18 protein-coding genes and 1 tRNA gene are annotated in these 22169 nt (G+C 71.1%); 14 read left to right on the top strand and 5 right to left on the bottom strand.

What is annotated here, in order from left to right:
* Positions 1-11: 11 nt before the first annotated feature.
* Complete coding sequence (locus P3T29_RS13490; protein WP_280716636.1) at positions 12-1586, bottom strand: aldehyde dehydrogenase family protein; 1575 nt, start codon at positions 1584-1586, stop codon at positions 12-14.
* Positions 1587-1930: 344 nt separating this feature from the next.
* Here P3T29_RS13490 and P3T29_RS13485 point away from each other — a divergent pair, with 344 nt between their 5' ends.
* From P3T29_RS13485 to P3T29_RS13450, 8 genes are all read left to right on the top strand, one after another.
* Positions 1931-2575: an RNA polymerase sigma factor gene (locus P3T29_RS13485; protein ID WP_280716635.1), complete on the top strand. Its 645-nt coding sequence runs from the start codon at positions 1931-1933 to the stop codon at positions 2573-2575.
* The gene (locus tag P3T29_RS13480) at positions 2572-3363 is read left to right on the top strand and encodes a hypothetical protein (protein ID WP_280716634.1); all 792 of its coding nucleotides are present in this window, start codon (positions 2572-2574) and stop codon (positions 3361-3363) included. Before P3T29_RS13485 ends, P3T29_RS13480 begins: the two co-directional genes overlap by 4 nt.
* A 1114-nt stretch (positions 3364-4477) precedes the next feature.
* Positions 4478-4864 (top strand): hypothetical protein, encoded by a 387-nt coding sequence (locus tag P3T29_RS13475; RefSeq protein WP_280716633.1) that lies wholly within the window; start codon positions 4478-4480, stop codon positions 4862-4864.
* 95 nt (positions 4865-4959) lie between these two features.
* Positions 4960-5664 carry a DUF5819 family protein gene (locus tag P3T29_RS13470; RefSeq protein ID WP_280716632.1) on the top strand — a complete coding sequence of 235 codons (705 nt, stop codon included), beginning with the start codon at positions 4960-4962 and terminating at the stop codon, positions 5662-5664.
* Between the two features lie 5 nt (positions 5665-5669).
* Positions 5670-6668: a hypothetical protein gene (locus P3T29_RS13465; protein WP_280716631.1), complete on the top strand. Its 999-nt coding sequence runs from the start codon at positions 5670-5672 to the stop codon at positions 6666-6668.
* Positions 6655-7836 carry a M23 family metallopeptidase gene (locus P3T29_RS13460; protein ID WP_280716630.1) on the top strand — a complete coding sequence of 394 codons (1182 nt, stop codon included), beginning with the start codon at positions 6655-6657 and terminating at the stop codon, positions 7834-7836. Before P3T29_RS13465 ends, P3T29_RS13460 begins: the two co-directional genes overlap by 14 nt.
* Before the next feature lie 86 nt (positions 7837-7922).
* A complete protein-coding gene (locus tag P3T29_RS13455) occupies positions 7923-9857 on the top strand; it encodes a S53 family peptidase (protein WP_280716629.1) in 1935 nt (644 codons plus the stop codon).
* Positions 9850-11292: an NAD(P)/FAD-dependent oxidoreductase gene (locus tag P3T29_RS13450; protein ID WP_280716628.1), complete on the top strand. Its 1443-nt coding sequence runs from the start codon at positions 9850-9852 to the stop codon at positions 11290-11292. Before P3T29_RS13455 ends, P3T29_RS13450 begins: the two co-directional genes overlap by 8 nt.
* Positions 11293-11394: 102 nt before the next feature.
* Here the strand turns inward: P3T29_RS13450 and P3T29_RS13445 are convergent, their stop codons facing one another.
* Positions 11395-11739 (bottom strand): hypothetical protein, encoded by a 345-nt coding sequence (locus P3T29_RS13445; RefSeq protein WP_280716627.1) that lies wholly within the window; start codon positions 11737-11739, stop codon positions 11395-11397.
* On the opposite strand from P3T29_RS13445, the gene P3T29_RS13440 reads away from it, so the two are divergent.
* Entirely contained in the window at positions 11702-12145 is a 444-nt protein-coding gene (locus tag P3T29_RS13440; RefSeq protein ID WP_280716626.1) for a hypothetical protein, read from the top strand. The genes P3T29_RS13445 and P3T29_RS13440 overlap by 38 nt on opposite strands.
* Positions 12146-12193: 48 nt before the next feature.
* Here P3T29_RS13440 and P3T29_RS13435 read toward each other — a convergent pair whose 3' ends face one another.
* Positions 12194-12562, bottom strand: a complete 369-nt coding sequence (locus tag P3T29_RS13435) for a BlaI/MecI/CopY family transcriptional regulator (RefSeq protein WP_280716625.1) — start codon at positions 12560-12562, stop codon at positions 12194-12196.
* 432 nt (positions 12563-12994) lie between these two features.
* On the opposite strand from P3T29_RS13435, the gene P3T29_RS13430 reads away from it, so the two are divergent.
* From P3T29_RS13430 to P3T29_RS13410, 5 genes are all read left to right on the top strand, one after another.
* Positions 12995-13067, top strand: a tRNA-Arg gene (locus tag P3T29_RS13430).
* Positions 13068-13278: 211 nt separating this feature from the next.
* Positions 13279-14646 (top strand): SagB family peptide dehydrogenase, encoded by a 1368-nt coding sequence (locus tag P3T29_RS13425; protein ID WP_280716624.1) that lies wholly within the window; start codon positions 13279-13281, stop codon positions 14644-14646.
* Between the two features lie 678 nt (positions 14647-15324).
* Positions 15325-15519, top strand: coding sequence for a hypothetical protein (locus tag P3T29_RS13420; protein ID WP_280716623.1), 195 nt, complete (start codon positions 15325-15327; stop codon positions 15517-15519).
* Positions 15520-15607: 88 nt separating this feature from the next.
* Positions 15608-16804 (top strand): permease, encoded by a 1197-nt coding sequence (locus P3T29_RS13415; protein ID WP_280716622.1) that lies wholly within the window; start codon positions 15608-15610, stop codon positions 16802-16804.
* A gap of 133 nt (positions 16805-16937) precedes the next feature.
* Complete coding sequence (locus tag P3T29_RS13410) at positions 16938-18734, top strand: alkaline phosphatase family protein (protein WP_280716621.1); 1797 nt, start codon at positions 16938-16940, stop codon at positions 18732-18734.
* A gap of 80 nt (positions 18735-18814) precedes the next feature.
* Here P3T29_RS13410 and murJ read toward each other — a convergent pair whose 3' ends face one another.
* Positions 18815-20731 carry a murein biosynthesis integral membrane protein MurJ gene (gene murJ / locus P3T29_RS13405; RefSeq protein WP_280716620.1) on the bottom strand — a complete coding sequence of 639 codons (1917 nt, stop codon included), beginning with the start codon at positions 20729-20731 and terminating at the stop codon, positions 18815-18817.
* 385 nt (positions 20732-21116) lie between these two features.
* Positions 21117-21944: a phosphatase PAP2 family protein gene (locus P3T29_RS13400; RefSeq protein WP_280716619.1), complete on the bottom strand. Its 828-nt coding sequence runs from the start codon at positions 21942-21944 to the stop codon at positions 21117-21119.
* Positions 21945-22169: the final 225 nt, after the last annotated feature.

Below are 22169 nucleotides of genomic sequence, written 5' to 3'. Positions count from 1 at the left end.
GTCTCCGAGCCTCAGGCCGGGCGGCCGTCCGCGTTCAGGCGGAAGCCGGTGTCGGCCACCGGTTCGGCGACGTCCAGTTGGGCCCGCTGCAGGCGGCCGGAGTAGTCCCAGTTGACCGACTGCCAGCGGGTGAACTGGTCGAGCACCCAGACGCCGGACTGCCGACTGCCGTTGCCCGACCGGCCGGTGCCGCCGAACGGCAGGTGGGCTTCGGCGCCGGAGGTGGTGTTGTTGATGCTGACCATGCCGGTGCGGACCCGCTTGCGGAAGGCGAAGGCGGCCTCGGCGGAGCGGGTGTAGATCGCGGCGGAGAGGCCGTAGCCCGAGAGGTTGGCGAACTCGACGGCCTCGTCCAGGTCGGTGAACGAGGCCACCGGAACGATCGGGCCGAAGGTCTCCTCGGTGAACAGCCGGTCCTGGGGCCGCACGCCGTCGACCAGCGTCGGGTGGTAGTACAGGCCGTCCGCCGGGTCTCCGACGAAGCCCGCCCTGGGGTTGTCGGCCGTGATCCGACCGACGCCGGTGGAGCCGGAGAGGCGGTGGCCCGCTCCGGCCCAGCCGAGGTACTCCTCGAACTGCCCGGCGAACCGCTCGTGGAGCAGCGGGCCGTAGAGCACGTCCTGGGTGGGGTCGCCCACCGGCGCGGCGGCGACCGCCGCCGAGAGCGCGTCCACGAACGCGTCGTGCACCGGCTCGGCCACCAGCAGCAGGCCCAGCGAGGTGCAGCGCTGGCCGGCCGTGCCGAAGCCGGAGAACAGCGCACCGTCGACGGCCAGGGCCAGATCGGCGTCGGCCGTCACCACCATCGGGTTCTTCCCGCCGAGCTCCAGGCAGGGGCTCTGCAGGTGGCGCCCGCACAACTCGCCGATCCGGGCGCCGACCTGGGACGACCCGGTGAAACCCACCTTCTGCACGTGTCCGGCGGCAAGTGCCCGCTCCAGCCCCTCGTAGGTGGCCTCGCCGTCGCTGTTCACGAGGTTGAGCACGCCCGGGGGCAGGCCGGCTGCGGAGAGGATCGCGAAGAGGGCGTCGGCGGTCGCCGCAGCGTACTCGGCGGGCTTCCAGACCACGGTGTTCCCGCACAGCAGGGCCGGTACCAGGTACCAACTAGGCACCGCTACCGGGAAGTTGCCCGCAGTGATGACCGCCACCGTGCCGACCGGCTCGCGGAAGGTGAAGAGCTGCTTGTCGGGCATCTCGGAGGGGACGGTCTGGCCGTACAGTCGCCGCCCCTCGCCCAGGAAGAAGTCGCAGGTGTCGACGATCTCGCGGACCTCGCCGAGCGCCTCCGCGCGGGTCTTGCCGGTCTCGCGGGTCACCAGGTCCGCGAGCGCCTCGGCGTTCGCCTCCACCAGACGGCCCATCGAGGCGATCACCCGGCCACGGACCGGCGCGGGCACGGCGGCCCAACCTGGCTGCGCGGCGGCGGCGTTGGCGCAGGAGTCGAGGAACACCTCCGCCGGGGCGAGGGACACCAGCGCCACCAGGTCGTCGAGGCGCGCCGGGTTGGTGGACCGGAAGGAGGCCCAGTCGGCCTCGGGTGTCACCGGCTTGCCGCCGGTGACGGAGGTGAGGGAGTGCGGCATTCTGACGGCCTTCCAGAAGCTTGAGGGGTATGGGAGATGCGGGAGGCATGAGGGGCGGCAGGGTCGCCCGCACCGGCCCGTACCCTCGCGAGGCGCCCGGGAACCGGTCGGGCGGGTCGGCCCTTGGTCCGCTCCACCTCCCCTCGAGCTGTTCCGCCGGCGGGAGGCGGCCACCACGAGCCCGAGTGGTGCCGTGCGATCATCTGTGGCCGCTGGTTGCGCTCCTGGTTCGAGCCGGTGTGCGCCTGGCCTGGCCTGGCCTGGCCTGGCCCGGCCCGGCCCGCCGCGCCGACGGTGTGGCGTGGATCACGGCAACGGCGGGACGCGACCGGACAGGGCTGGGTGTGGAGAAATCGATACGCGCTCGGGTACGAGCCGGGGATTCGGTGGCGTTCGGGCAGGTCTTCGAGGACCACGCCCGCGCGGTGTACCGGCATGCCGTCCGGATGACCGGGGACTGGGTCGTCGCCGAGGACGTGGTCTCGCTGACCTTTCTGGAGGCGTGGCGGCTGCGCGCGCGGGTCGAACCCGAGGGGGAGAGCCTGCGGCCCTGGCTGCTGGGCATCGCCACCAACGTCATCCGCAACACCCGCAGGGCCGCCCGCCGCCATCAGAAGGCGCTCGCCAGGCTGCCGCCGCGCGAGGTCGTGCCCGACTTCGCCGCCGAGCTGACCGGCCGCATCGCCGACGCCGAGCAACTCGTCGGCGCGTTGGCCGCGTTGGAGCAGCTGCGGCCGGCCGAGCGGGAGGTGTTCGCGCTGTACGTGTGGGAGGGCCTGGACCACGCGGCCGTCGCCGAGGCACTCGGCAAGCCGGTCGGGACGGTCCGTTCCCGGCTGTCGCGCGCCCGCAGCCGATTGCGGGAACTCACTGCGAAGCAGCTGGCGGCGACCCGCTCCGCAAGAGGTCTGCAACGCACGGACACCGACGGACAGGTAACAGGTGACTGCGGGCTCGCAGTCCGGTCGAGCAAGGAGACGATCCGATGAACGCCACCCCCCAGCACCGGTCCCAGCGGGCCGAGCGGGCGGAACTGGCCCGGCTGCTGCCGGCCGTGGCCGACCCGGAGCTCTCTCCGCACCGCCACCTCCTGCTGAAGGAACACCTGATGGACACCGTGACCGAGAACTCCCGACGCACCGCCAGGCGGCGGACCCTGACCCTGCGGGTGGCCCTCCCGCTGGGCCTGGCCGCCGCCGTGGCCGGGGTCGCCCTCACCGCCGTGACCGGCCACGCCCCCACCCCGGGCGTGGCCGCCCCTGGGAGCCAGTCGCTGGGCAGTGTCACCAACGCGGCGTACAGCCTGGAGAGCACCAGCGACGACCTCGTCAAGCTCACCATCTTTGACAACGGAAAGCAGGTCGACGCGGCTCAGCTGCAGCATGATCTGGACCGACTCGGTGTCCGCAGCCACATCTACGCCGGCGAGCCCGGCTGCCACGCCTCCGAGCCGAAGACGCCCTCCTACCCGTCGGACCCCGCCGCAATCAAGGCGATGAACGGGAGCAGTCAGGACCGGGTGTCGTACTACGGCTGGGACATCTCAGTGGAGGGTCGCAGCGAAGTCCTCACCGTCCACCCCGGCGGCATCCCGGCCGACCTGCAACTCTTCATCTACTTCCCCTACTACAACACCGACCCGGCCCACGGCTCCGGCTCCTTCGAGGCCGCTCTCATGAAGAGCCCCACCCCCAGCTGCATGCCCGCCAGGCCCTTCATCAACCCCCTGGCCAGCCTGTACCCGACGTCGAAGCCGACGCCGACGCCGACACACTGAACCCGGCGTCGGTCAGGGCGAGCATGGCCTCCGCGAGCCGGTCCTGGCCGGAGGTTCTGAACTCTGACTGTCGGAACTGACCGGTCACGCCGACCGCCCCGGGGGTGCAGCGTGGGGTTCGGGCGGGGCGGTGGGCACCGGGGCGTGACCGGTTGTGAGCGGTGGGTGCTGCGGTTCTTGCGGCCCCCGCCGAACGGCCCCCGCCGAACGGCGGGACTTTCCGGTCGCGCCCGAAATCTGCTTACACGGCTCGCAACCATGTGTACCTTCTTGTGCTGCAGCCGCTTTCAGGTGCAACGGGGTCCTGAAGACGTGCGGCAAGTAGGGGGATCCAGCATGTGTACGCGCCATTCGGTGGCCATCGTCAGCTCGACGACGCTCGTTCTCACGCCCCCCTGAGCCATCACGCGGCCGACACCCACTCCCTGAGCAGCGCCGACGGCCGTACCGGCCGGGCCCAGGTGGTCGGCTGGCGTCCAGGCCGTCACTGACAACGGGACTGCGCGCCGCACGGGCGACGCGGCGCAGCCGCACGTCGCATAGCCGCGCAATTGCACAACCACACTCCGGCGGACCATGCCCGCCCGGGCCGTGCAGGTCGATGCCGCCACGCCCTGGCCACCGCCCGCACACGGCGGGTTCTCAGCTCTGCTGTCGACCCGCCCTGCGGCGTGCCCGCCGCCTGCGAACAGGTCCGACCGTTCACCCGGTGACCATGCCCGGCGACCACTCATCGGGCGACCGATCGTTTCCGACTCAGCCGAAGCGTGCAGTCGTCCTGCCGGACGCCCGGGGATCGTTGAAATCACCCCCCCCTATAGAAAAGATATAGATACGCGGCCCAGAGTAGCTACCAGGTCAACCGGACGACTCTGGCCGGCTGCTCTGGGTATTTGGCATTGCCGGTTCCGTCCCACTGTTCCAAAGAAGTGCCGGGGCGGGTTGCCGGACGGCCGTAAAGATCTCGCTTCGGGGCTTTCCAAAGTGCCGATCAATCTTGTAGGTTCAGCCGCGGTGCAACGGCCGGACGAATTGCCACGACGGGGTTTACACCCCTGTCGGGAGATTCCTGCCGTCCGGCGCGCCAAAAGAAAATAACTAAAAGGAGAGAATCATGCAGAAGAAGCTCATCTCCGGCATTCTCGTTTCGTCGATCGTCGCCGCCGGGATGGTCACCGTCGCGGGGCCGGCCTCGGCCGACGCGCTGCCGCAGCAGAAGGTGGCGGCGACCCAGTCGCTGGCCTCCGCGACCGTGCTCACCCAGGCCGGTGCGCAGCCGCAGTTCTGGCACGCCGTCGTCAACGAGGCGACCAAGGCCGCCGCAGTGGTCAACGCGGCCGCCGCCACGTACAAGGCGACGGCGAAGGTGGTCGAGGTGACCACCAAGGTCCGGTCCTCCTCGTCGGAGTCCTCGTCGTCCTCCAGCGGTGGCCCGGTGACGGCGCCGCTTGGCCTGCACGGGGTCATCGCGGGCGACGCGCAGTTCGACTACGCGGGCTGATCCGCCACCTGAAGTAGCACCATCATCCGCGCCCGGCGGCACCTCTAATGCCGCCGGGCGCGGCCCCGAGCCGTAGGGAGCGAGTCCACCCGGTCATGAGCGAAACCAACACCCCAGCCCTTGGAGGGGCCATGGTACCGACCACGGCACCGGTGCCGGCGCGGACCCGCGCGCTGGTCCTCGCCGCACTGGTCCCCGTCGTCCTGTTCACTGCCGCCTGTGTCGTCTACAACGCCCCCGCCTCCCCGGCGCGCAACCGGCTGGTCGGCCCGGTGAACCGGGTCCTGGAGCCGTATTTCGCGCAGGACTGGCAGTTGTTCGGTCCGACCCCCGGGGACAGCGTCTCCCTGGTGTACATGGCGGCTCGGATGAAGACGCCGTCCGGCGCAGTGGTCGAGACGCCTCCGGTGGAGATCGAGGATGCCATCGACCGGTCGCCGCAGGACTTCCCGATCAATCCGACGAAACTGCCCGGCGTGCTTCTCGCCTTCGACGAGACCGCGCAGAAGTACACGCAGCAGGCGACTGATATCAAGAAGCTTCCCGCAGACCAGAAGGCCGCCGCGCAGACCGATCTGGACAAATCATTTGCGACCAATTTCCTGGAAATGCGGCGCTTCTTCTCGGCCCAGGCCGCGACGCTCTATCCGCACAACGAGATCCTCGCGGTGAAGGCGACCTTCAAGGACCGGCCCATCGTGCCCTTCTCGGCCCGGTACGCGAATCCGCAACCCGTCGAGCCGACCGATCCGGAGCTGGAGACGTCCTGGCTCGACTACGTCCCGGGGGTGGCCCAGTGAACCGCGTGACCGCTCGACTCGACGCCCTGGTGCTCCGGCTGGCCTGCCAGGAGCGCCGGCTGATCGGCCTGGCGATGCTGCGCATCGTGATCGGCTTCGCCACCGTCCTGTACTGCCTGGCGGACTACGACCGGCGGCAGTTCCTCTGGGGTCCCACCTCGTTCCACTCGGCCGAGGTGGCCTCCAAGCTGCTGCCCAAGTGGGGCTTCTCGCTCTTCCTGGTGAGCAACTCGCAGCTCTGGTTCGAGCTGCTGTTCCATGCGGTGATCGTCGTCTCGATCGCGTTCATGATCTTCGGCGGACGAGCCCTGACGCTGGCTCAGGCCGTGCTGATGTGGTCCCTGCACTTCCGCAACCAGGACGTCCTCGAAGGCGGGGACAACCTCGCGCAGATCCTGATCCTCTTCATGGTGTTCTCGGTGAGCAACGCCTACTTCGCCCCCGGCGCCAAGCAGCGCCGGGCGAGGATGCGGGCCGAGAACGGGCCCACGGTGGGCACCGCCGTGCACAACCTGGCGGCGTACCTCGTCGTCTTCCAGACCTGCATGCTCTACCTGACGGCCGGCTACTGGAAGATCACCGGCAAGGTCTGGCAGGACGGCGCCGCGATGTACTACATCAGCAGGCTCTCCGGCTTCCAGATGTCCACCACGTACGCCCACCTGATGAGCAGTGCCTTCCTGGGCACGACGATCTGTTACTTCACCATCTTCACCGAGCTGGCGTTCCCGTTCGCGGTGCTCTCCGCCCGGCCCTGGGTGCGCAAGACCAACACGCTGGCGATCGAGGCGATGCACCTGGGCATCATGACCTGCATGGGCCTGGTCTGCTTCGGGATGCTGATGATCGGCGCCGACTGCGCCTGCCTGCGTGACGAGGACTACCGAGCCCTCTACCGCTGGGCGGTACGGCTCAAGGACACTGTCGCGGAGCGGATCAGGCCGTCGGTCGGTCTGAGCCGCAACCTGATACCCGTGACAGAGGAGCAGCATGCGAGCGCCTGACCGGCAGGCCCAGGCCGCCGCCCTGGCGGCCTTCCTGGCCGCCGACCCGGCCCGGTGGCCGCAGTTGGCCCCGCAGGTGCTGGCGGTGGTCGGCGAGGACCGGCTGCGGACGATCACCGGGGCCACCACGGCCCGGGTCGGCGGGGTCCGGGAGGTGGTCGACACCCGCGAGGGGCTCGCCATCACCGGCCCGGCCGGGCGGGTGCTGGCCTGGGTGCGGCTGGACGCCGACGGGCTGCTGACCGATCTGCGGATCGCCGCCGCGCGGGCCGGGCGCCTGGAGCTGCCGGCCGGCCTGCTGCGCTGGTGCGGCCGGGTCTTCTGGCTGCTGCTCTTCGGCTGGTTCGTCCTCTCCTGCTGGTCCGCGACCGATGTCACCGGGTGGATCGGCTCGGCCCTCACCGCCGGGTTCGGCTGTCTGCTGCTCGAGGGCTGGAGCGCGCCGGCCACCGAAACATGGTGGATCCGCCGCCCGTTGGAGCTCGCCGCACTGGCGGCGCTCGCCTCGGCCTGGCGGCTGCCGAGCCTGCCGTTCGGTCACGACGATGCCCAGATCGTCCTCGGGGCGACCCTGTTGCTCGGGAGCGCGGTGGCGCTGACCCGGGCCCGCCGGCACCGCTGGCGGGAGACCACCGAGGTTCCGCTGGAGCAGTTCCCGCTGCGCGGCAGCTGGTACGTCGTCCAGGGCGGCGGCCGGGGCCTGAACCACCACTTCGGCCTCGCGGAACAGCGCGGCGCGCTCGACCTGGTCCGCGTCGGACCGGCCGGGACCCGGGGCCGTTCGCAGAGTCCGGAGCAGCGCCTGGAGTCGTACCGCGCCTACGGCGAGAAGGTCTACGCCCCCTGTGCGGGACGGGTCGTCGCCGCAGTGGACGGGATCGAGGACCAGGAGCCCGGGGTCATCCGCTACGTCCCGGCGTACGGCAACCACGTCCACATCGACACCGGGGACGCCGTCGTCAAACTGGCCCATCTTCGCTCCGGCACCGTCACCGTGACGGTGGGTCAGCAGATCGAGGCCGGTTGCCTGCTCGGTGAGGTCGGCAACTCCGGCAACACCACCGAGCCCCATCTGCACATCCACGCCGAGCGCGACGGCCAGGGCCTGGACCTGCGCTTCGCCGGCATCACCAAGGGGCTGTACCGGGGTCGCACCGTCCGCGCCTGACCGTCCCCTTCCCCCAACTCCCTTTCCCGCCCCGCGTCGTGCACTGGCCGCAGGGTGGTCCCACGCTGCACAGAAAGCGCTCCCTCGTGAGACTTCGCCGCATCACCACGGCCACGCTGGCCACCGCGCTCCTGCTGGCCATGGCGGGCACCGCGCAGGCCCAGGACGACTCCGCCGCACCCCGTGCGGTCCTGGACGGCTCCCAGCCCGCCTACGCCACCCCCGCCCACGACCTCGGCGCCGTGCCCGCCGGGCAGACGCTGACCGCCCGGCTCTACCTCGGCACCCGCGATCCGGCGGGGCTCGCCGCCTTCCTCCGGGACACCACCGACCCGAAGAGCCGTGACTACGGGCACTTCCTCACCCCGGCCCAGTACCAGCAGCGCTTCGGCCTCGCCACGGCCCAGCGCCGCGACGTGGCCGGCTGGCTCACCCGGGCCGGTCTGAAGGTCACCGCCGACACCACGCACTACCTCCAGGTCAGCGGCTCCGCAGCGGCGATGAAGACCGCGCTGGGCACCAGCATCCACCGGTACGGCACCGCCTGGGGTCCCACCCAGGCCCCCGATCACAACGCGAGCCTGCCCGCCGCGCTGGCCGGGGACGTGGTGGCCCTGGACGGACTGTCCTCGCCGGCGGGCGCCAGCCCGGCGTCCCGGCGGAGCACGGCACCGGCCACCGGCGCCGACGCCCACTGCTCGGCCTACTTCGGCCAGCTGCCCGCGACCGGCCAGCCGCCCGCCTACGGACACCCGGTCCCGTACACCACCTGCCCGTACACGCCCAGCCAACTCCGCCGCGCCTACGGGGCCGCGCCGAAGGGCGCCACCGGCAAGGGGCGCACCATCGCCATCGTCGGCGCCTACGGGTCACCCACCATCGCGGCGGACGCCAACCACTTCGCCACCACGACCGGCGACCGCCCGTTCCGCCCCGGCCAGTACCGCGAGCACGTCGACCCGAAGGGCTGGCAGGTCAGCGCCGCCTGCGCCCCGCCCGACGCCTGGGCCGGCGAGCAGGCCCTGGACGTGGAGATGGCGCACGGGTACGCACCGGACGCCGACGTGCTCTACGCCGGTGCCGACTCCTGCCTCGACGGTGACCTGATGGACGCCGAAGCCTCCGTCATCGACACCCACGCGGCCGACCTGATCTCCAACTCCTGGGCCGAGATAATCCACGCCCAGCCCGGACACCTCACCCCCGGCCTGGTCGCGGCCTGGGACATGCTCTTCCAGCAGGCGGCCGCCGAGGGCATCGGCGTCTACTTCGCCAGCGGCGACTGCGGTGACGCCTCGCCGGCCGCCGCCGCCACCGGCATGAACTGCGATCCGCAGACCACCCAGGTGCAGGCCGAGTTCCCGGCCGGCGACCCGTGGGTGACGGCGGTCGGCGCGACCACGCTGGCCACCGACAAGGCGGGCAACTACGCCTGGGAGACCAGCATGGGTGACGCCGTGTCGATCCGCCCGAACGGCACCGGCGACTGGGCGCCCGTACCCGGGGTCTTCGGCTTCGGCGGCGGCGGCGGTCCCAGCGACTTCGCGCAGCCCTGGTACCAGAAGGGCCACGTCCCGGACCACCTGGCCGGCGGTCACCGGGTCGCCCCCGACGTGTCGCTGGCCGGCGACGGCGCGATGCCCGTGCTGATCGGCTACACCGTCAACGGGGTCTTCCAACTCGTCGGCTACGGCGGCACCTCCGCCGCCACCCCCGGATTCGCGGCGATCCAGGCCGACGCCGAGCAGGAGCAGGGCCGCGCCTTCGGCTTCGCCAACCCGCTGCTGTACTCGATGGCCGGCTCCGCCGTCTTCCACGACGTCACCGACCAGCCCAAGGCGGTCGGCTCCCGCCCGCTGACTGTCATTCAGGACGAAGGTGCGGCGGCGGGGGACCTGCGCTACCTCCTCTACACCCTCGGCCGCGACAACGGACTGCCGGCCACGTCCGGCTACGACCCGGCCACCGGTCTCGGCTCGCCGAGCACCGACTACCTGCGCCGGTTCGCCACCCATGGCTGACGCGATCGTCGTCGGGGCCGGCCCGAACGGGCTGGCCGCCGCCGTCGCCCTGGCGCAGGAGGGCCTGGCGGTCACGGTGCTGGAACAGGCCGCCACCATCGGCGGCGGCACCCGGACCAGCGAACTCACCCTGCCCGGCCTGCTGCACGACCACTGCTCCGCCGTCCACCCGATGGGCATCGGCTCACCCTTCCTGCGCTCGCTCGGGCTGGAGCGCCACGGCCTGCAGTGGGACCGGCCGCAGCTCGACCTGGCCCACCCCTTCGACGACGGCAGCGCCGCCGCCATGTACCGGTCGCTGGAGGAGACCGCCGCAGGTCTGGGGGCGGACGGCCCGGCCTGGCGGCGGGTCTTCGGACCGCTGGCCGAGCACTTCGACGACCTGGCCGAGGACCTGTTCCAGCCGCCCCTCCATCTGCCCGCCCACCCGGTGCAGTTGGCCCGGTTCGCGGCGCGGGCGGCGCTGCCGGCCGCCGCCCTGGCCCGGACGGCCTGGCGTACGCCGGCCGCCCGGGCGCTGTTCGCCGGCACCGCCGCGCACGCCATCCGCCCGCTCAACAGCACCGGCAGCGCCGCGATCGGGCTGATGCTGATCGCCGCCGGGCACCGGTGGGGCTGGCCGGTCGCCCGTGGCGGCTCGCGCGCCGTCACCGACGCGCTGGCCGCCCGGCTGAGCGAACTCGGCGGCACCGTGCAGACCGGCGTACGGGTCCGCTCGCTGGCCGAACTCCCGTCCGCCGACGCCGTCCTGCTCGACGTCGCGCCGCGCGACGCGCTGGCCATCTGCGGGGACCGGCTGCCCGCGCGGGTGGCGCGCGGCTACGCCCGGTGGCGGTACGGACCGGGCGCGTTCAAGCTCGACCTGGCGGTGGAGGGCGGGATCCCTTGGCGCAACGAGAGCTGCCGCCGCGCCGGCACGGTGCACGTGGGCGGCACGATCGAGGAGATCGCCCACGCCGAACAGGAGATCGCCGCCGGTCGCATGCCGCAGCGGCCGTTCGTCCTGGTCGCCCAGCAGTACCTCGCCGACCCCACCCGCTCGGCCGGCAACCTGCACCCCCTCTGGGCCTACGCCCACGTGCCGAACGGCTGGTCGGGGGACGCCACCGAAGCCGTACTCGACCAGATCGAACGCTTCGCCCCCGGCACCCGCGAACGCATCGTCGCCACCGTCTCCCACGGTGTCGAGCAGCTGGCCGCCGGCAACCCCAACTACGTGGCCGGCGACATCCTCACCGGCGCCAACACCATCCGCCAGCTCGCCCTGCGCCCCCGCCCGGCCCTCGACCCTTACAGCACCGGGATTCCCGGCGTCTATGTCTGTTCCGCCGCCACACCCCCGGGCGCCGGCGTCCACGGCATGTGCGGGTACGGCGCCGCCCGTTCGGCACTGCGGAACCTGCGGCGTCCGCGCTCGGGTGACGTTCCCCGGTAGCCCGCCGGTCCCGTCAAGCACCACCAGGTCCTCCGCCGAGCAGTCCGCTTCGGCGGAGGACGCGGCGTTGCCGGTGCGGGCGGAACGCCGTACGGGCCGGTCTCAGGCGTCCGGCTGCCGGAGAGCGGAGACGAGGGTCGCCTCGAGAGCGCCGAGGGCCTCCTCGGAGGTGAACTGGCCGGCTTCGACCTGGTCTCCGGCGGCCTGCACCAGGGCGTAGATGGTGCCGACCAGCCAGTGGGAGGGGAGGTCGTCCCGAAATGCTCCTTTCTGCCGCCCTCGGGTGATGAGTCGTTCCAGCGCCGACAGGATGCCGACGTGGTGATCGTGGACCGCTTCCGCCGGCAGGGCTCGGCGGGCGGCGTGCAGCATGCGCAGGTTGCGGTCGAGCAGTTGCCAGGAGGAACGGATGAAGGTCCGAAGCGTCTCGTCGGCCGGACGTGGCATCGACGCGGATCGGATGCTTGCGCTGCTCGACTCGGAGACGGGCAAGGTGGCCAGCGCGAAGAACCCGCGTCTCTGGCGGCGGTTGCTGACGCTCTCGGCCGTGACGACCGACGGCGGAATTCGGATCACCGGACCGGACGGCGCAGAAATCAGCCATGACGGTCTGTCGGAGATCGTCGGGCGCGCGGTCACCCTCACCGCTGAGCCGCCACCGAACGCCTCTCTCGACCGCGCCCACCCCGACGAGGTCCTGCACGCGGGCGTGGATGCCGAAGTCGACGTCCACGCCATCGGGCTGCCGTCCGGAACGTTCTTCGACTTCTCCCCGCTCCATGTGCTCACCACCGCCACCATCGACCGGATCGGCGAGCTGAGCCCGCGTGGGACGGTGGAAGTCCGGCGCTAACGACGTACCCGACGACCGCCGCATACTCGCCCAGGACGATGGAACCGATCACTCCGGCTCGCCGCTGGTGAGCGACTGCAGAGCCTGGCGGAGGGCCTCCTGTTCGTCCGGGGTGATCCGTTCGACGAAATGGGCCAGGGCGCTGGAGCGGTCGGAACTCGCCCCGAGGGCGTCCTGCATGAGGGCCGCCGTGTACGACTCGCGGCTGCGGGTCGGCTCGTAGAGCCAGGCCCGTCGCTCCTTCTCGCGGCGGAGCAGTCCCTTGCCGTGGAGGATGTCGGCCACGGTCATCACCGTGGTGTACGCCAGGGGGCGCTGCTTGTTGAGATCGTCGACGATCTCGCGGACGGTCGCGGGCCGGCCCCAACCCCACAGGCGGTCCATGATCTCCGCCTCCAGCTCCCCCAGCCGTCGCACGTCCGCTGCCCTATCTGGTCGGCATCACCTTCGCTGGCCATCGTAGACAGTGAGGATCGCCCTGGACCGGCGTTTGGCCGGCCCGCTCGGCCAGGCCCGGTGGGGGCGATCTGCTCGGAACGAACACCGGGGGTCGGGCCCGGGCTGAAAGCACCAGGGCGAAGGACCGGATCCGCAACGCGCAGCGCGACGAACGTGCACGTCAGAGGCATGGCGACGCGCGGGGTGGAGGTGAGCTCGCAACTGGGGAGATCTCCGGCGGTGCGATCCGCTAGTCTGTCATCGGTCAGTCGGCTGTCCCGCTGCGGGCTCGGTCCGGTACACCTGCCAGGTGCCACCGGAAGCGCTCACACACCGCCTGGCCAGGGCGTTTGTGCCAACCGAGCCAGAGATCCACTCCTGGGTTTCCGACAAGGTTTCCGACAAGCCCCCGCCTCATTAGCTCAGGGGATAGAGCACGGCTCTCCTAAAGCCGGTGTCGCAGGTTCGAATCCTGCATGGGGCACAGAGAACGCGCAGGTCGCAGGCCCTTCAGCCCACCCGGGCCGGAGGGCCTGCGGCGTTCCGGTAGGTGCTCGCGGGCAGGGTTGGCGCGCCCGCCGTGGAGAGAGTCCAAGGTCTGCACCCTCCTTCCGGGCTCCCCCGAACCGGCTGCCGCCGCCGATCCGGCTCGCCGTGCCGCCACCAAGCCCGTCGTCCCCTGGAAAGGTTCGCTCGTGCTCCCGTCCGACTCCCCACGTACCACCCTGCGGTTACGCCCCGACAGTACGCTGCACCTCGACGGCGACAGCGCCGCGATCATCGTCGGCCCGAACGGTGTGCTCAGCCTGACCAAGCTGCGCCCGGCCGTCCGCGCGGCGCTCAGCCGGCTCGCCGACGGCGAGACGGACTTCGCGGAGCTGCTCGGTGCGGCCGACGGTGACCTGGTCGGCACCTTCGCACTGCAGGGACTGCGCCGACGGCTCAGTCAGGACGGCCTGCTCTGGCTGCACCTGGCGGCGGGCGGGCGAAGTCTGTTGACGGTTCGTCAGATCAAGTGGGGGCGCCCGGTGACGGCGCCCGGCAAGGACGCCGAGCTGGTGCTCTCCCGATTCGCGGTGCTGCGCCGCGAAGGTACCGACCTGGTGCTCGAATCGCCGTGCGCAGGAGCCGAGTTCCGGCTGCACGAGGCCGAACTTCTGGGCCTGGTCGCCGCGCCCTCCGCAGACGGCGAGCTGGCGAGGGCGGTGCGCGCGCTGCTGGTCGAGTACGGCTTCCTGGTGGCGGCCGGCAGCGAGGAGGAGCAGCTCGAGACCGACCAGTGGAGCCCGCACGAGCTGTGGTTCCACCACCGGACCCGGATGGGCCGCCCGGACCTGCCCTACGGTGGTTCCTGCTGGGCCAAGGAGCGCCACCAACCGCTGCCGTTGGAGCATCCGTCGTTCGGCGGCGAGCGGATCGCCCTGCCGGTTCCGGCAGCGGCCACTGGACGACTCTTCGAGATGAGTCACGGCGAGGTGCTGGAGCGGCGCGCCTCGCACCGCGCGCACGACGGCGGCCGTCCGCTGACGCTCGACCAGCTCGGCGAGTTCCTGTACCGCGCGGCCCGGGTCCGGGACCGGATGTCGGACGGCACCCAGGAGCTCTCCCGGCGCCCCTACCCGGGCGGGGGAGCCTTGTACGAGCTGGAGATCTACCCGGTGGTCAGCCGGGTCGACGGCCTGGCGGCCGGGATGTACCACTACGACCCCGTCGGCCACGGCCTGGAGCTGGTCCCGGCGCAGCCGGCGGCCGTCCGGCAGCTGGTGCGGATGGCCCGCTACACGGCGGTCATGGACGAGTCGCCGCAGGTGCTGCTGGTGGTCGCCGCCCGGTTCGGCCGGCTCATGTGGAAGTACCAGAACATGGGCTACGCAGTGCTGTTGAAGGATGTCGGCGCGCTCTACGCGACCTTCTACGGGGTGGCCACCGCACTGGGGCTGGCCCCCTGCGCGCTCGGCGGCGGCGACGCCGGCACCTTCGCCGCCGCGACCGGGCTGGATCCGCTCGCGGAGTCCAGCGTCGGCGAGTTCGTGCTCGGAAGCCTGCCGCAGGCGGAGGACTAGGCCCTGCGCAGCCGACACGCCGTGGCGGCGCTGGACGAGCCGGTCCGGCTCGCGCCACGCCGTACGGCGATCGCCGTCGCCGCTCTCGTCCTGGCCGGGGCGACCGTCCCGGCGGCTGGTCCCGACCGGCCCTGATACGGCGCCCCGCTCGCACGCCCCGCGACTGCGGCGCGGCATCCGGCTGATCCCGGATTCGGCAACCTGATCGAACGCCTGCACGTCGAGAGCCCGGAGGCGTGTCCGGTGGGGTCTAACCATCGCCGAACGGATCGATCACGTCCGCGTTGCGACTTCCTGGGAACATCGTGGGAGCCGGTCGGACCGCCGCTCGTCCAGGCCGGGACGAGCGGGGGACAACCGCCTTCGGCGGCCCACGGGTTGGCGTCGGCCGCGCCATCGGTACGGCACGGATTCGCCGGACCCGCAGCTCTCCACCCTGGCCGGCGCCGCTGGACCGGGCCGCCGACCGGGCTGTAGAAGTGCCGAATCGCCTGGGCGAACCACGCCTTGGCCATTCACAGAGGCACCATCAGTGAATCGAAGGATCCGACGGTTCTGGCGTGGCTCACCGACCCCGGCCGGCACCCTCCCGGCGCCGCAGGAGCGGAGCGGCCGGCTGCTCGGCCAGCTCCGGCGGCGGGTCGACTGGGTCGCGCTGAGACTCCGCTGCCGGTTCCGATGAGCAACCCCCTCAAGTCCGCTCGGGCCAAGCGGGCGTTGCTGTTGCCGATCGCACTGCTCGACCTCTACGGGTGGTGCGTCACGGCGGCCAGGGCAGCCGCCGGGCAGTACACCGATGGCGTGATCTGGTGCCTGGGCGCAGTGGCTCTCGGATACGGCGTGGTCCGCGACTGGCGTCGCTGGGGCGGGTGACCCGGCAGGCCGTGCCTCCGAGGGAAATACCCCGTCGGGGTATACGGTTCTGGATTGCGCAGCGGCAGCCGAGGGAAGGCGGACCACCATGCACGCGATCCTCCACGCACTGTCCATCACCGGTTCGATGACCTGGGAGATCACCTGGGCCCTGGTCCTGGGGTTCGCCCTGTCGGCCGTCGTGCAGGCGGTGGTGCGCAAGTCGACCGTCGTCCGGCTGCTCGGTGACGACCGGCCCCGTACCCTCGCGCTCGCCGCCGCGCTCGGCGCCGCCTCGTCCTCCTGCTCGTACGCTGCGGTGGCGCTCGCCCGGTCGCTGTTCCGGAAGGGGGCGAACTTCACCGCCGCGATGGCGTTCGAGATCGCCTCCACCAATCTGGTGGTGGAACTCGGGGTGATTCTGGCCCTGTTGATGGGCTGGCAGTTCACCGCCGCCGAGTTCGTCGGTGGGCCCGTCATGATCGTGGTGCTCGCGGTGCTGTTCCGGCTCCTCCTGCGGCAACGGCTGCTGGACGACGCCCGTCGCCAGGCGGAGCGCGGGCTGGCCGGCTCGATGGAGGGCCACGCGGCGATGGACATGTCCGTGCGGCGTGAAGGGCCGTTCGCCCGAAGGCTGTTCTCCCGCGAGGGCTACACCTCGGTCGCGCATGTGTTCGTCATGGAGTGGGCCGCGATCCTGAGGGACCTGGTGGTCGGCCTGCTGATCGCCGGTGCGGTCGCGGCCTGGGTGCCGGACTCCTTCTGGCACTCCTTCTTCTTCGCCGGGCACCCGCTCGCCGCCAAGCTCTGGGGCCCGCTGATCGGCCCGCTGGTGGCGTTGCTGTCCTTCGTCTGCTCGATCGGCAACGTGCCGCTCGCGGTGGTGCTCTGGAAGGGCGGGATCAGCTTCGGCGGTGTCGTGTCGTTCATCTTCGCCGACCTGCTGATCCTGCCGATCCTCAACATCTACCGAAAGTACTATGGCCGTCGGATGGCCGCCTTCCTGCTCGCCACCTGCTACACCGCCATGGTCGTCGCGGGCTACCTCGTCGAGTTCGTCTTCGGCGGCCTCGGTCTGGTGCCCGACCAGTCCGAGGCGAAGCTCCCGACGGAGGGCGTCTCCTGGAACTACACCACCTGGTTGAACCTCGCCTTTCTCACCCTGGCGGCCGCCCTGTTGATCCGCTTCTGGCGCACCGGCGGACCCGCCATGCTGCGCATGATGGGCGGCTCGCCCGACCCGGGCCACGGCCACAGCGGCCACAGCAGCCACGGCGACCAGAGCCAAGCCCACCACCAGCACTGAGACGGCGACCGCAGAACCCCAGCCCGCCCCCGTCCACGGCCCGTTGGTCCATTGTTCCCACGACCGCCAGCCGGAGCCGCTATCAATGACTCGTCAATGACGATGTTCACATCAACCGGATGGGTTCCCGGATATGAGAGTTCTTTGGCGAGCGCTCGGTAGCGTTCTCGCACTGCTCGGTGCGCTGCTCGTGGTGGTGACACCCGCAGGCGCGGCCACCACCAGCGGAAACCTGATCGTGAACGGTGACGCCGAGGCGGGCTACTGCACCACCGACTGGACCGCCGCGAGCACCATGCCGGGCTGGACGGTCCTGTCCGGCAACCCGGACGTCGTCTGCCACTCGGTGGCGAGCTTCGGCTACCCGAGCGGCGCGACGCCCGGCAAGGCGTTCTTCGCCCCCGGCAACCAGGGCGACGGCGCGATGCAGCAGACCGTCGACGTCTCCTCGGCGGCCTCCGCGATCGACGGCGGCGGCGTCAGCTACAACCTGTCCGGCTGGCTCGGCGGTTGGACCAGCTACGCGGGCTACGCCCAGGTCTCGCTGCAGTTCCAGAACGGCTCGGGCGGCCAGCTCGGCTCCACCGCCACCCTGCCGACCGTCTCGGCGGCCGACCGCTCCAACACCACCTCGTTCCTGGCCCGCAACAGCACCGGCGCCGTTCCGTCCGGCACCCGCTCGATCCTGGTCGAGGTGCAGTTCCTGCAGAGCTCCGGCGAGTCCGGCTACCTGGACAACCTCTCGCTGACCCTCTCCACCCCCGTCACGGCGGCCGCGCTCACCCCGCCGGTCTCCAAGGTGCCCGGGTACGACCACGTCTTCACGGTCATGATGGAGAACACCGACTACACCGCGGTGATGGGCGACCCGGCGGACACGCCGTTCATCCACAGCCTGATGGCCCAGGGCGCGAACATGACCAACCAGCACGCGGTCTACCACCCCAGCGACGAGAACTACATGGCCGTCGCGGGCGGCGACACCGTCGTCACCGGTCCGACCTACTGGCCCAACATCAAGAGCCCGGGCACCAACCTGGGTGACACCGTCGAGGCGGCCGGCAAGACCTGGAAGGCGTACGAGCAGGGCATGGGCACCCCGTGCAACCTGACCACCCAGTACGACGCCAAGTACATGCCGGACGACGCGCCGTTCATCAACTACACCGACGTCAGCGGCAACCCGGCCCGCTGCGCGGCCCACCTCTTCGACACCACCCAGCTGACCACCGACCTGAAGAGCGCGGCCACCACCCCGAACTTCTCCTGGATCGCGGCCGACGACTACTACGACGGTGAGGCCTCCGGCAACGGCAACGCGACCAGCCTCCAGGTCCAGGACGGCTGGCTGAAGCAGAGCCTGGCGCCGATCATGCAGTCCCCGGCCTGGACCACCCAGAAGTCGCTGCTGATCCTCACCTGGGACGAGGACACCAGCAACCCGGGCAACCACGTGGCCACCATGGTCGTCGGTTCCCAGGGCACCGTCCCGGCTGGTACCACCAGCACCACCCGGTACGACCACTACAGCACCGCCCGCACCATCGAGGCTGCCCTCGGCCTCCCCGGCATCACCGCCAACGACACCTACGCGACGCCGATGAACGACGCGTTCGTGCCCAGCTCCACCCCGGCCCCGACCACCACGCTGACCACCGGCACGCCGACCGTCTCCAACGGCTCGAGCGTCACCTTCCAGTACTCGACGCCGACGGCGAGCACCAGCTCGACCAACTGGATCGGGATCTACCCGGTGGGCGTGACGCCGGGCCAGCAGTCCTCCCTCACCTGGCAGTACGCGCCCAACAGCAGCGGCAGCCTGACCTTCGACACCAGCAAGCTCTCCGGCCCGGGTACGTACGCCGTCTGGTACCTCTACAACGACGGCTACTCGGCCCTGGCCGGCCCGCTGACCCTGACCGTCAGCTGACCACAGCTCCGCCCTTGAGACGAAGGCCGCCAGGACAGCAAGGCAGTCCTGGCGGCCTTTTGCGTCGCCCGGCCCGGACCCTAGCGGCGGTGCTTGCCCCCGTTGACGGGCGCCGGAGCCGGGGCCTTGTACGGTATGCGCAGTTTGCGGGCGAGCGGGGCGACCGCCGCACCGGCGCCGAGTGGGCGGGCCAGTACGAAGAGCGACACCAGCACGGTCAGCGAGCCGGCCATCAAGCCGACCAGGTTGCCGATCGGGCCGCCGCCGAGCGCGCTGCCGCAGTTGGTGGCGATCCAGTGCCCGGCGAGCGCGCCGGGCAGGCAGGCGAGTGCGAGGGCCAGGTGCAGGGTGATCACCCGGCCGCCGTCCAGCCCGCTGCGCGAGCGTGCGCGGCGGGTGCCCAGGTCGCGGGTGTTCAGTTCGAGGGTCATCTCCGGGGCGGCCCGTCGGGGCCGGGCGGCGGCGGGCGCCTGCCGCAGGCGGCGGCCGAGGGCCCACCCGGTGATCACGATGCTCAGCAGGCAGGCGACGGTCTGCGCGCCGGCCATCCCGATGATGATCCAGCGCGGTGAGAGCACCAGGGACGCGACGTAGGACAGCCCGGCGTTGGTACCGGTGGTGACCACCGTCAGCCAGAACGGTGTACGCGCGTCGCCCATCGCGTAGAAGCCACGGGCCAGCGCGTACTGCGCGCAGAAGGCGGGCAGCCCGATCGCGAACGCGATCAGAGCCTGCGCGATCACCATCGTGTCGGCGGAGTTGCTGTTGCCGTAGCCGTAGGCGACCGCGCAGATCTGGGGCGCGAACGCCACGAACAGCACCGTCGCAGGCATGATCATCGCGGCGGAGGTACGCAGCGTGCCCGCCAGCGTGGCACCGATCTCCTGCAACTCGCCGGCCGCCGCCGAGCGGGACATCTGCGGGAGCAGGGCGGTCACCAGGGAGATGGTGATGACGCCCTGCGGGACGACGAACAATTGGTAGGCATTGCTGTAGGCGGATATGCCGACGCCGGGGAGGTGCAGGTTCTTGCCGGCGGCGCCGGCGCTCGTGGCCAGCCGAGTGATCACCGAGAACGAGATCTGGGTCGCGGCGACCAGGGCCAGCGCCCAGCCGGCCGCGCGCAGCGGCTTGGTGAGCCCGGCGCCCCGCCAGTCGAAGCGCGGTCGCCACCGGAAATTCGCGGACCGCAACGAGGGCACCAACGCGAGGGCCTGGACGACGATGCCCAAGGTGCTGCCGACGCCGAGCAGCAGCGTCTGCCCCGAGGTAATCTGCTCGGCTGCTTTCGGCGCCTCGTTGCTGATCAGCATGAAGAGGCCGAAGACGCCGATCGCCACCACGTTGTTCAGCACCGGCGTCCACATCATGGCGCCGAACCGGTCACGGGAGTTGAGCACCTGGCCGAGCAGGGTGAACACACCGTAGAAGAAGATCTGCGGCAGGCAGTAGCGGGCGAACGCGATGGTCAGGTCGCGCTGGGCACCGGTGTAGTCCGGCGCGTAGAAGCTGACGATAGCCGGTGCGGCGAACACCGCCGCCAAGGTCAGGATCACCAGGATGACGCCGCAAATGGTCAGCAGGCGGTCGGTGTACGCGACGCCGCCGTCCTTGTGGGTCTGCGCGGCGTGCACCAGCTCCGGGACGAACACCGAGGCCAGCACGCCACCGATGAGCATCATGTAGACGATGTTGGGTAGCGAGTTGCCGACGTTGAAGGCGTCGCCGACCGGTCCGGTGGTCAGCGCTGCGACGATCATCGCGCTCCGGACGAAGCCGAGCGCGCGGGAGGCGAGCGAGCCGATGGCCATGATCAGACCGTTGCGGCCGGCGGAGGCCGGGGCGGCCTGCGGCTTCTGCTGGGACTGACGCGGGCCGGGGACGGGACCAGGCGCTGCGGTGGGTGCGTAACCGGGCTGCGGCGGGATCTGGCGCAACGACATGGTCGGCGGGTCGCCGTACGAGCCGTGGGGCTCGCCCGTCGTGTGCATGGTCATCGGACCCCCGTCACTCGGTGCCTGGGCGGTGGAGCTGCGGGTGCTCCGCAGCGCCGTTCAGACGGTCCCTCGGTGTACGGAGCCGGTCCTGCCTCGTACGACCGGCTCGGTCCGCGCCGTCGTGCTTGGTTCCCCCGGGCCGGGTACAGGTGTACCCAGCCGGAGAAGTCTGCCCTACCTCGGCACTTCGTGGGGAGGGCGGTGTCGTGTGCGGGAGATCTCGCTGCGCTGGTCAGCGTCCCGGCCGTCGGACGGGGTAGGAGCAAATCTGGGCCTAATGCCCGGATTTGGGGGCATTTAAATGGTGTCCATACGGACGAATCTCGATGATGCACCACGTCCCTGATCCCTTCCCCGGGGTATCACGACGGTGATGTGACCTTCCTCACTGATCGTCAGGATCCACATCGCCCCCGGACACCAGGACGCGTTGCACCCGGGGCCTGGTTCGCCAGTTGACCAGGCGGACGTCCCGGGCGAGTGCGCCGGGCCGCCAGAGTTCGGCCAGCACTGTCACCCCGCCGAGCACCACCCCGGCGGTCAGCCAGCCCGCCACCACGTCGCTCGGCCAGTGCACGCCGAGGGCGACCCTGGTCCACCCGACCGTCAGGATCGCCAGTGCGGCGACGGTGCAGGCCACGGCCCGCCCCGCCCGGTTGGCCTGCGGCCAGACCAGGACGACCAGGGTGGCGCAGGTGATCGCTGCGGCCAGTGCGTGGCCGGAGGGGAAGGAGGCACCGGAGGCCTGTGACATCGGGTCCGTGAAGTGCGGCCGGGCGCGGCCGACGGCGGCCTTGCCCGCCGACTCGGCCAGCCAGCCGACCAGGGCCTGGGCGGCGACCCAGCCCGCCAGCATCCGGGCGCCGATCGCCCACAGCCAGACGGCGGCCACGGCGAGCAGGCTCCGCATGGTGACGGGCCCGCCGATGTCGGTGAGCGTCTGCATCGACGCCGTCCACGCGGTGTGGACCCGGGCGAACCGGTGCAGGCCGTCGGTCCACCCCTGGTCCGCTCGGGCCAGCGGCCCCCAGTGGCTCTCCACCAGTGCGAGCAGCACGCCGAGCAGGACGGTGCAGCCCAGCGCCAGAGCCGACCACCTGAGAGTGAGGCGGTGGCGCTGGAGGGCGCGGGCCACCTCGGCGCCGGAGGTGCCGGCGCCGGGTGTGGGGCCGGGGTCGGAGCCGGCGCGAGTGCCGTCGGTGGACAGGTGCATGGCTGACACCTTCCCAGGGGGAGGGTCGGATCCGGCTCCGGAGGGATAGCGATTTGGCATCGTTTGTGCGGAGAGGATGCGGATGGCCGGTGTTGTTCGTTGCTCGGATACGGAGGCGGGTGGTGACACTCCAGGTCGTCGGGCTGTCACGCGCGGTTGATGATCACGGGAGAAATTCCGCAGGATACTGCATCGAACGAGGAATCTGGGCGAGTTGGGAATGTT

It is taken from the genome of Kitasatospora sp. MAP5-34 (assembly GCF_029894335.1).
GTDB lineage: Bacteria > Actinomycetota > Actinomycetes > Streptomycetales > Streptomycetaceae > Kitasatospora.
Note: the sequence above shows the minus strand (reverse complement) of the source record. Positions and strands in the feature narration are given on the sequence as shown.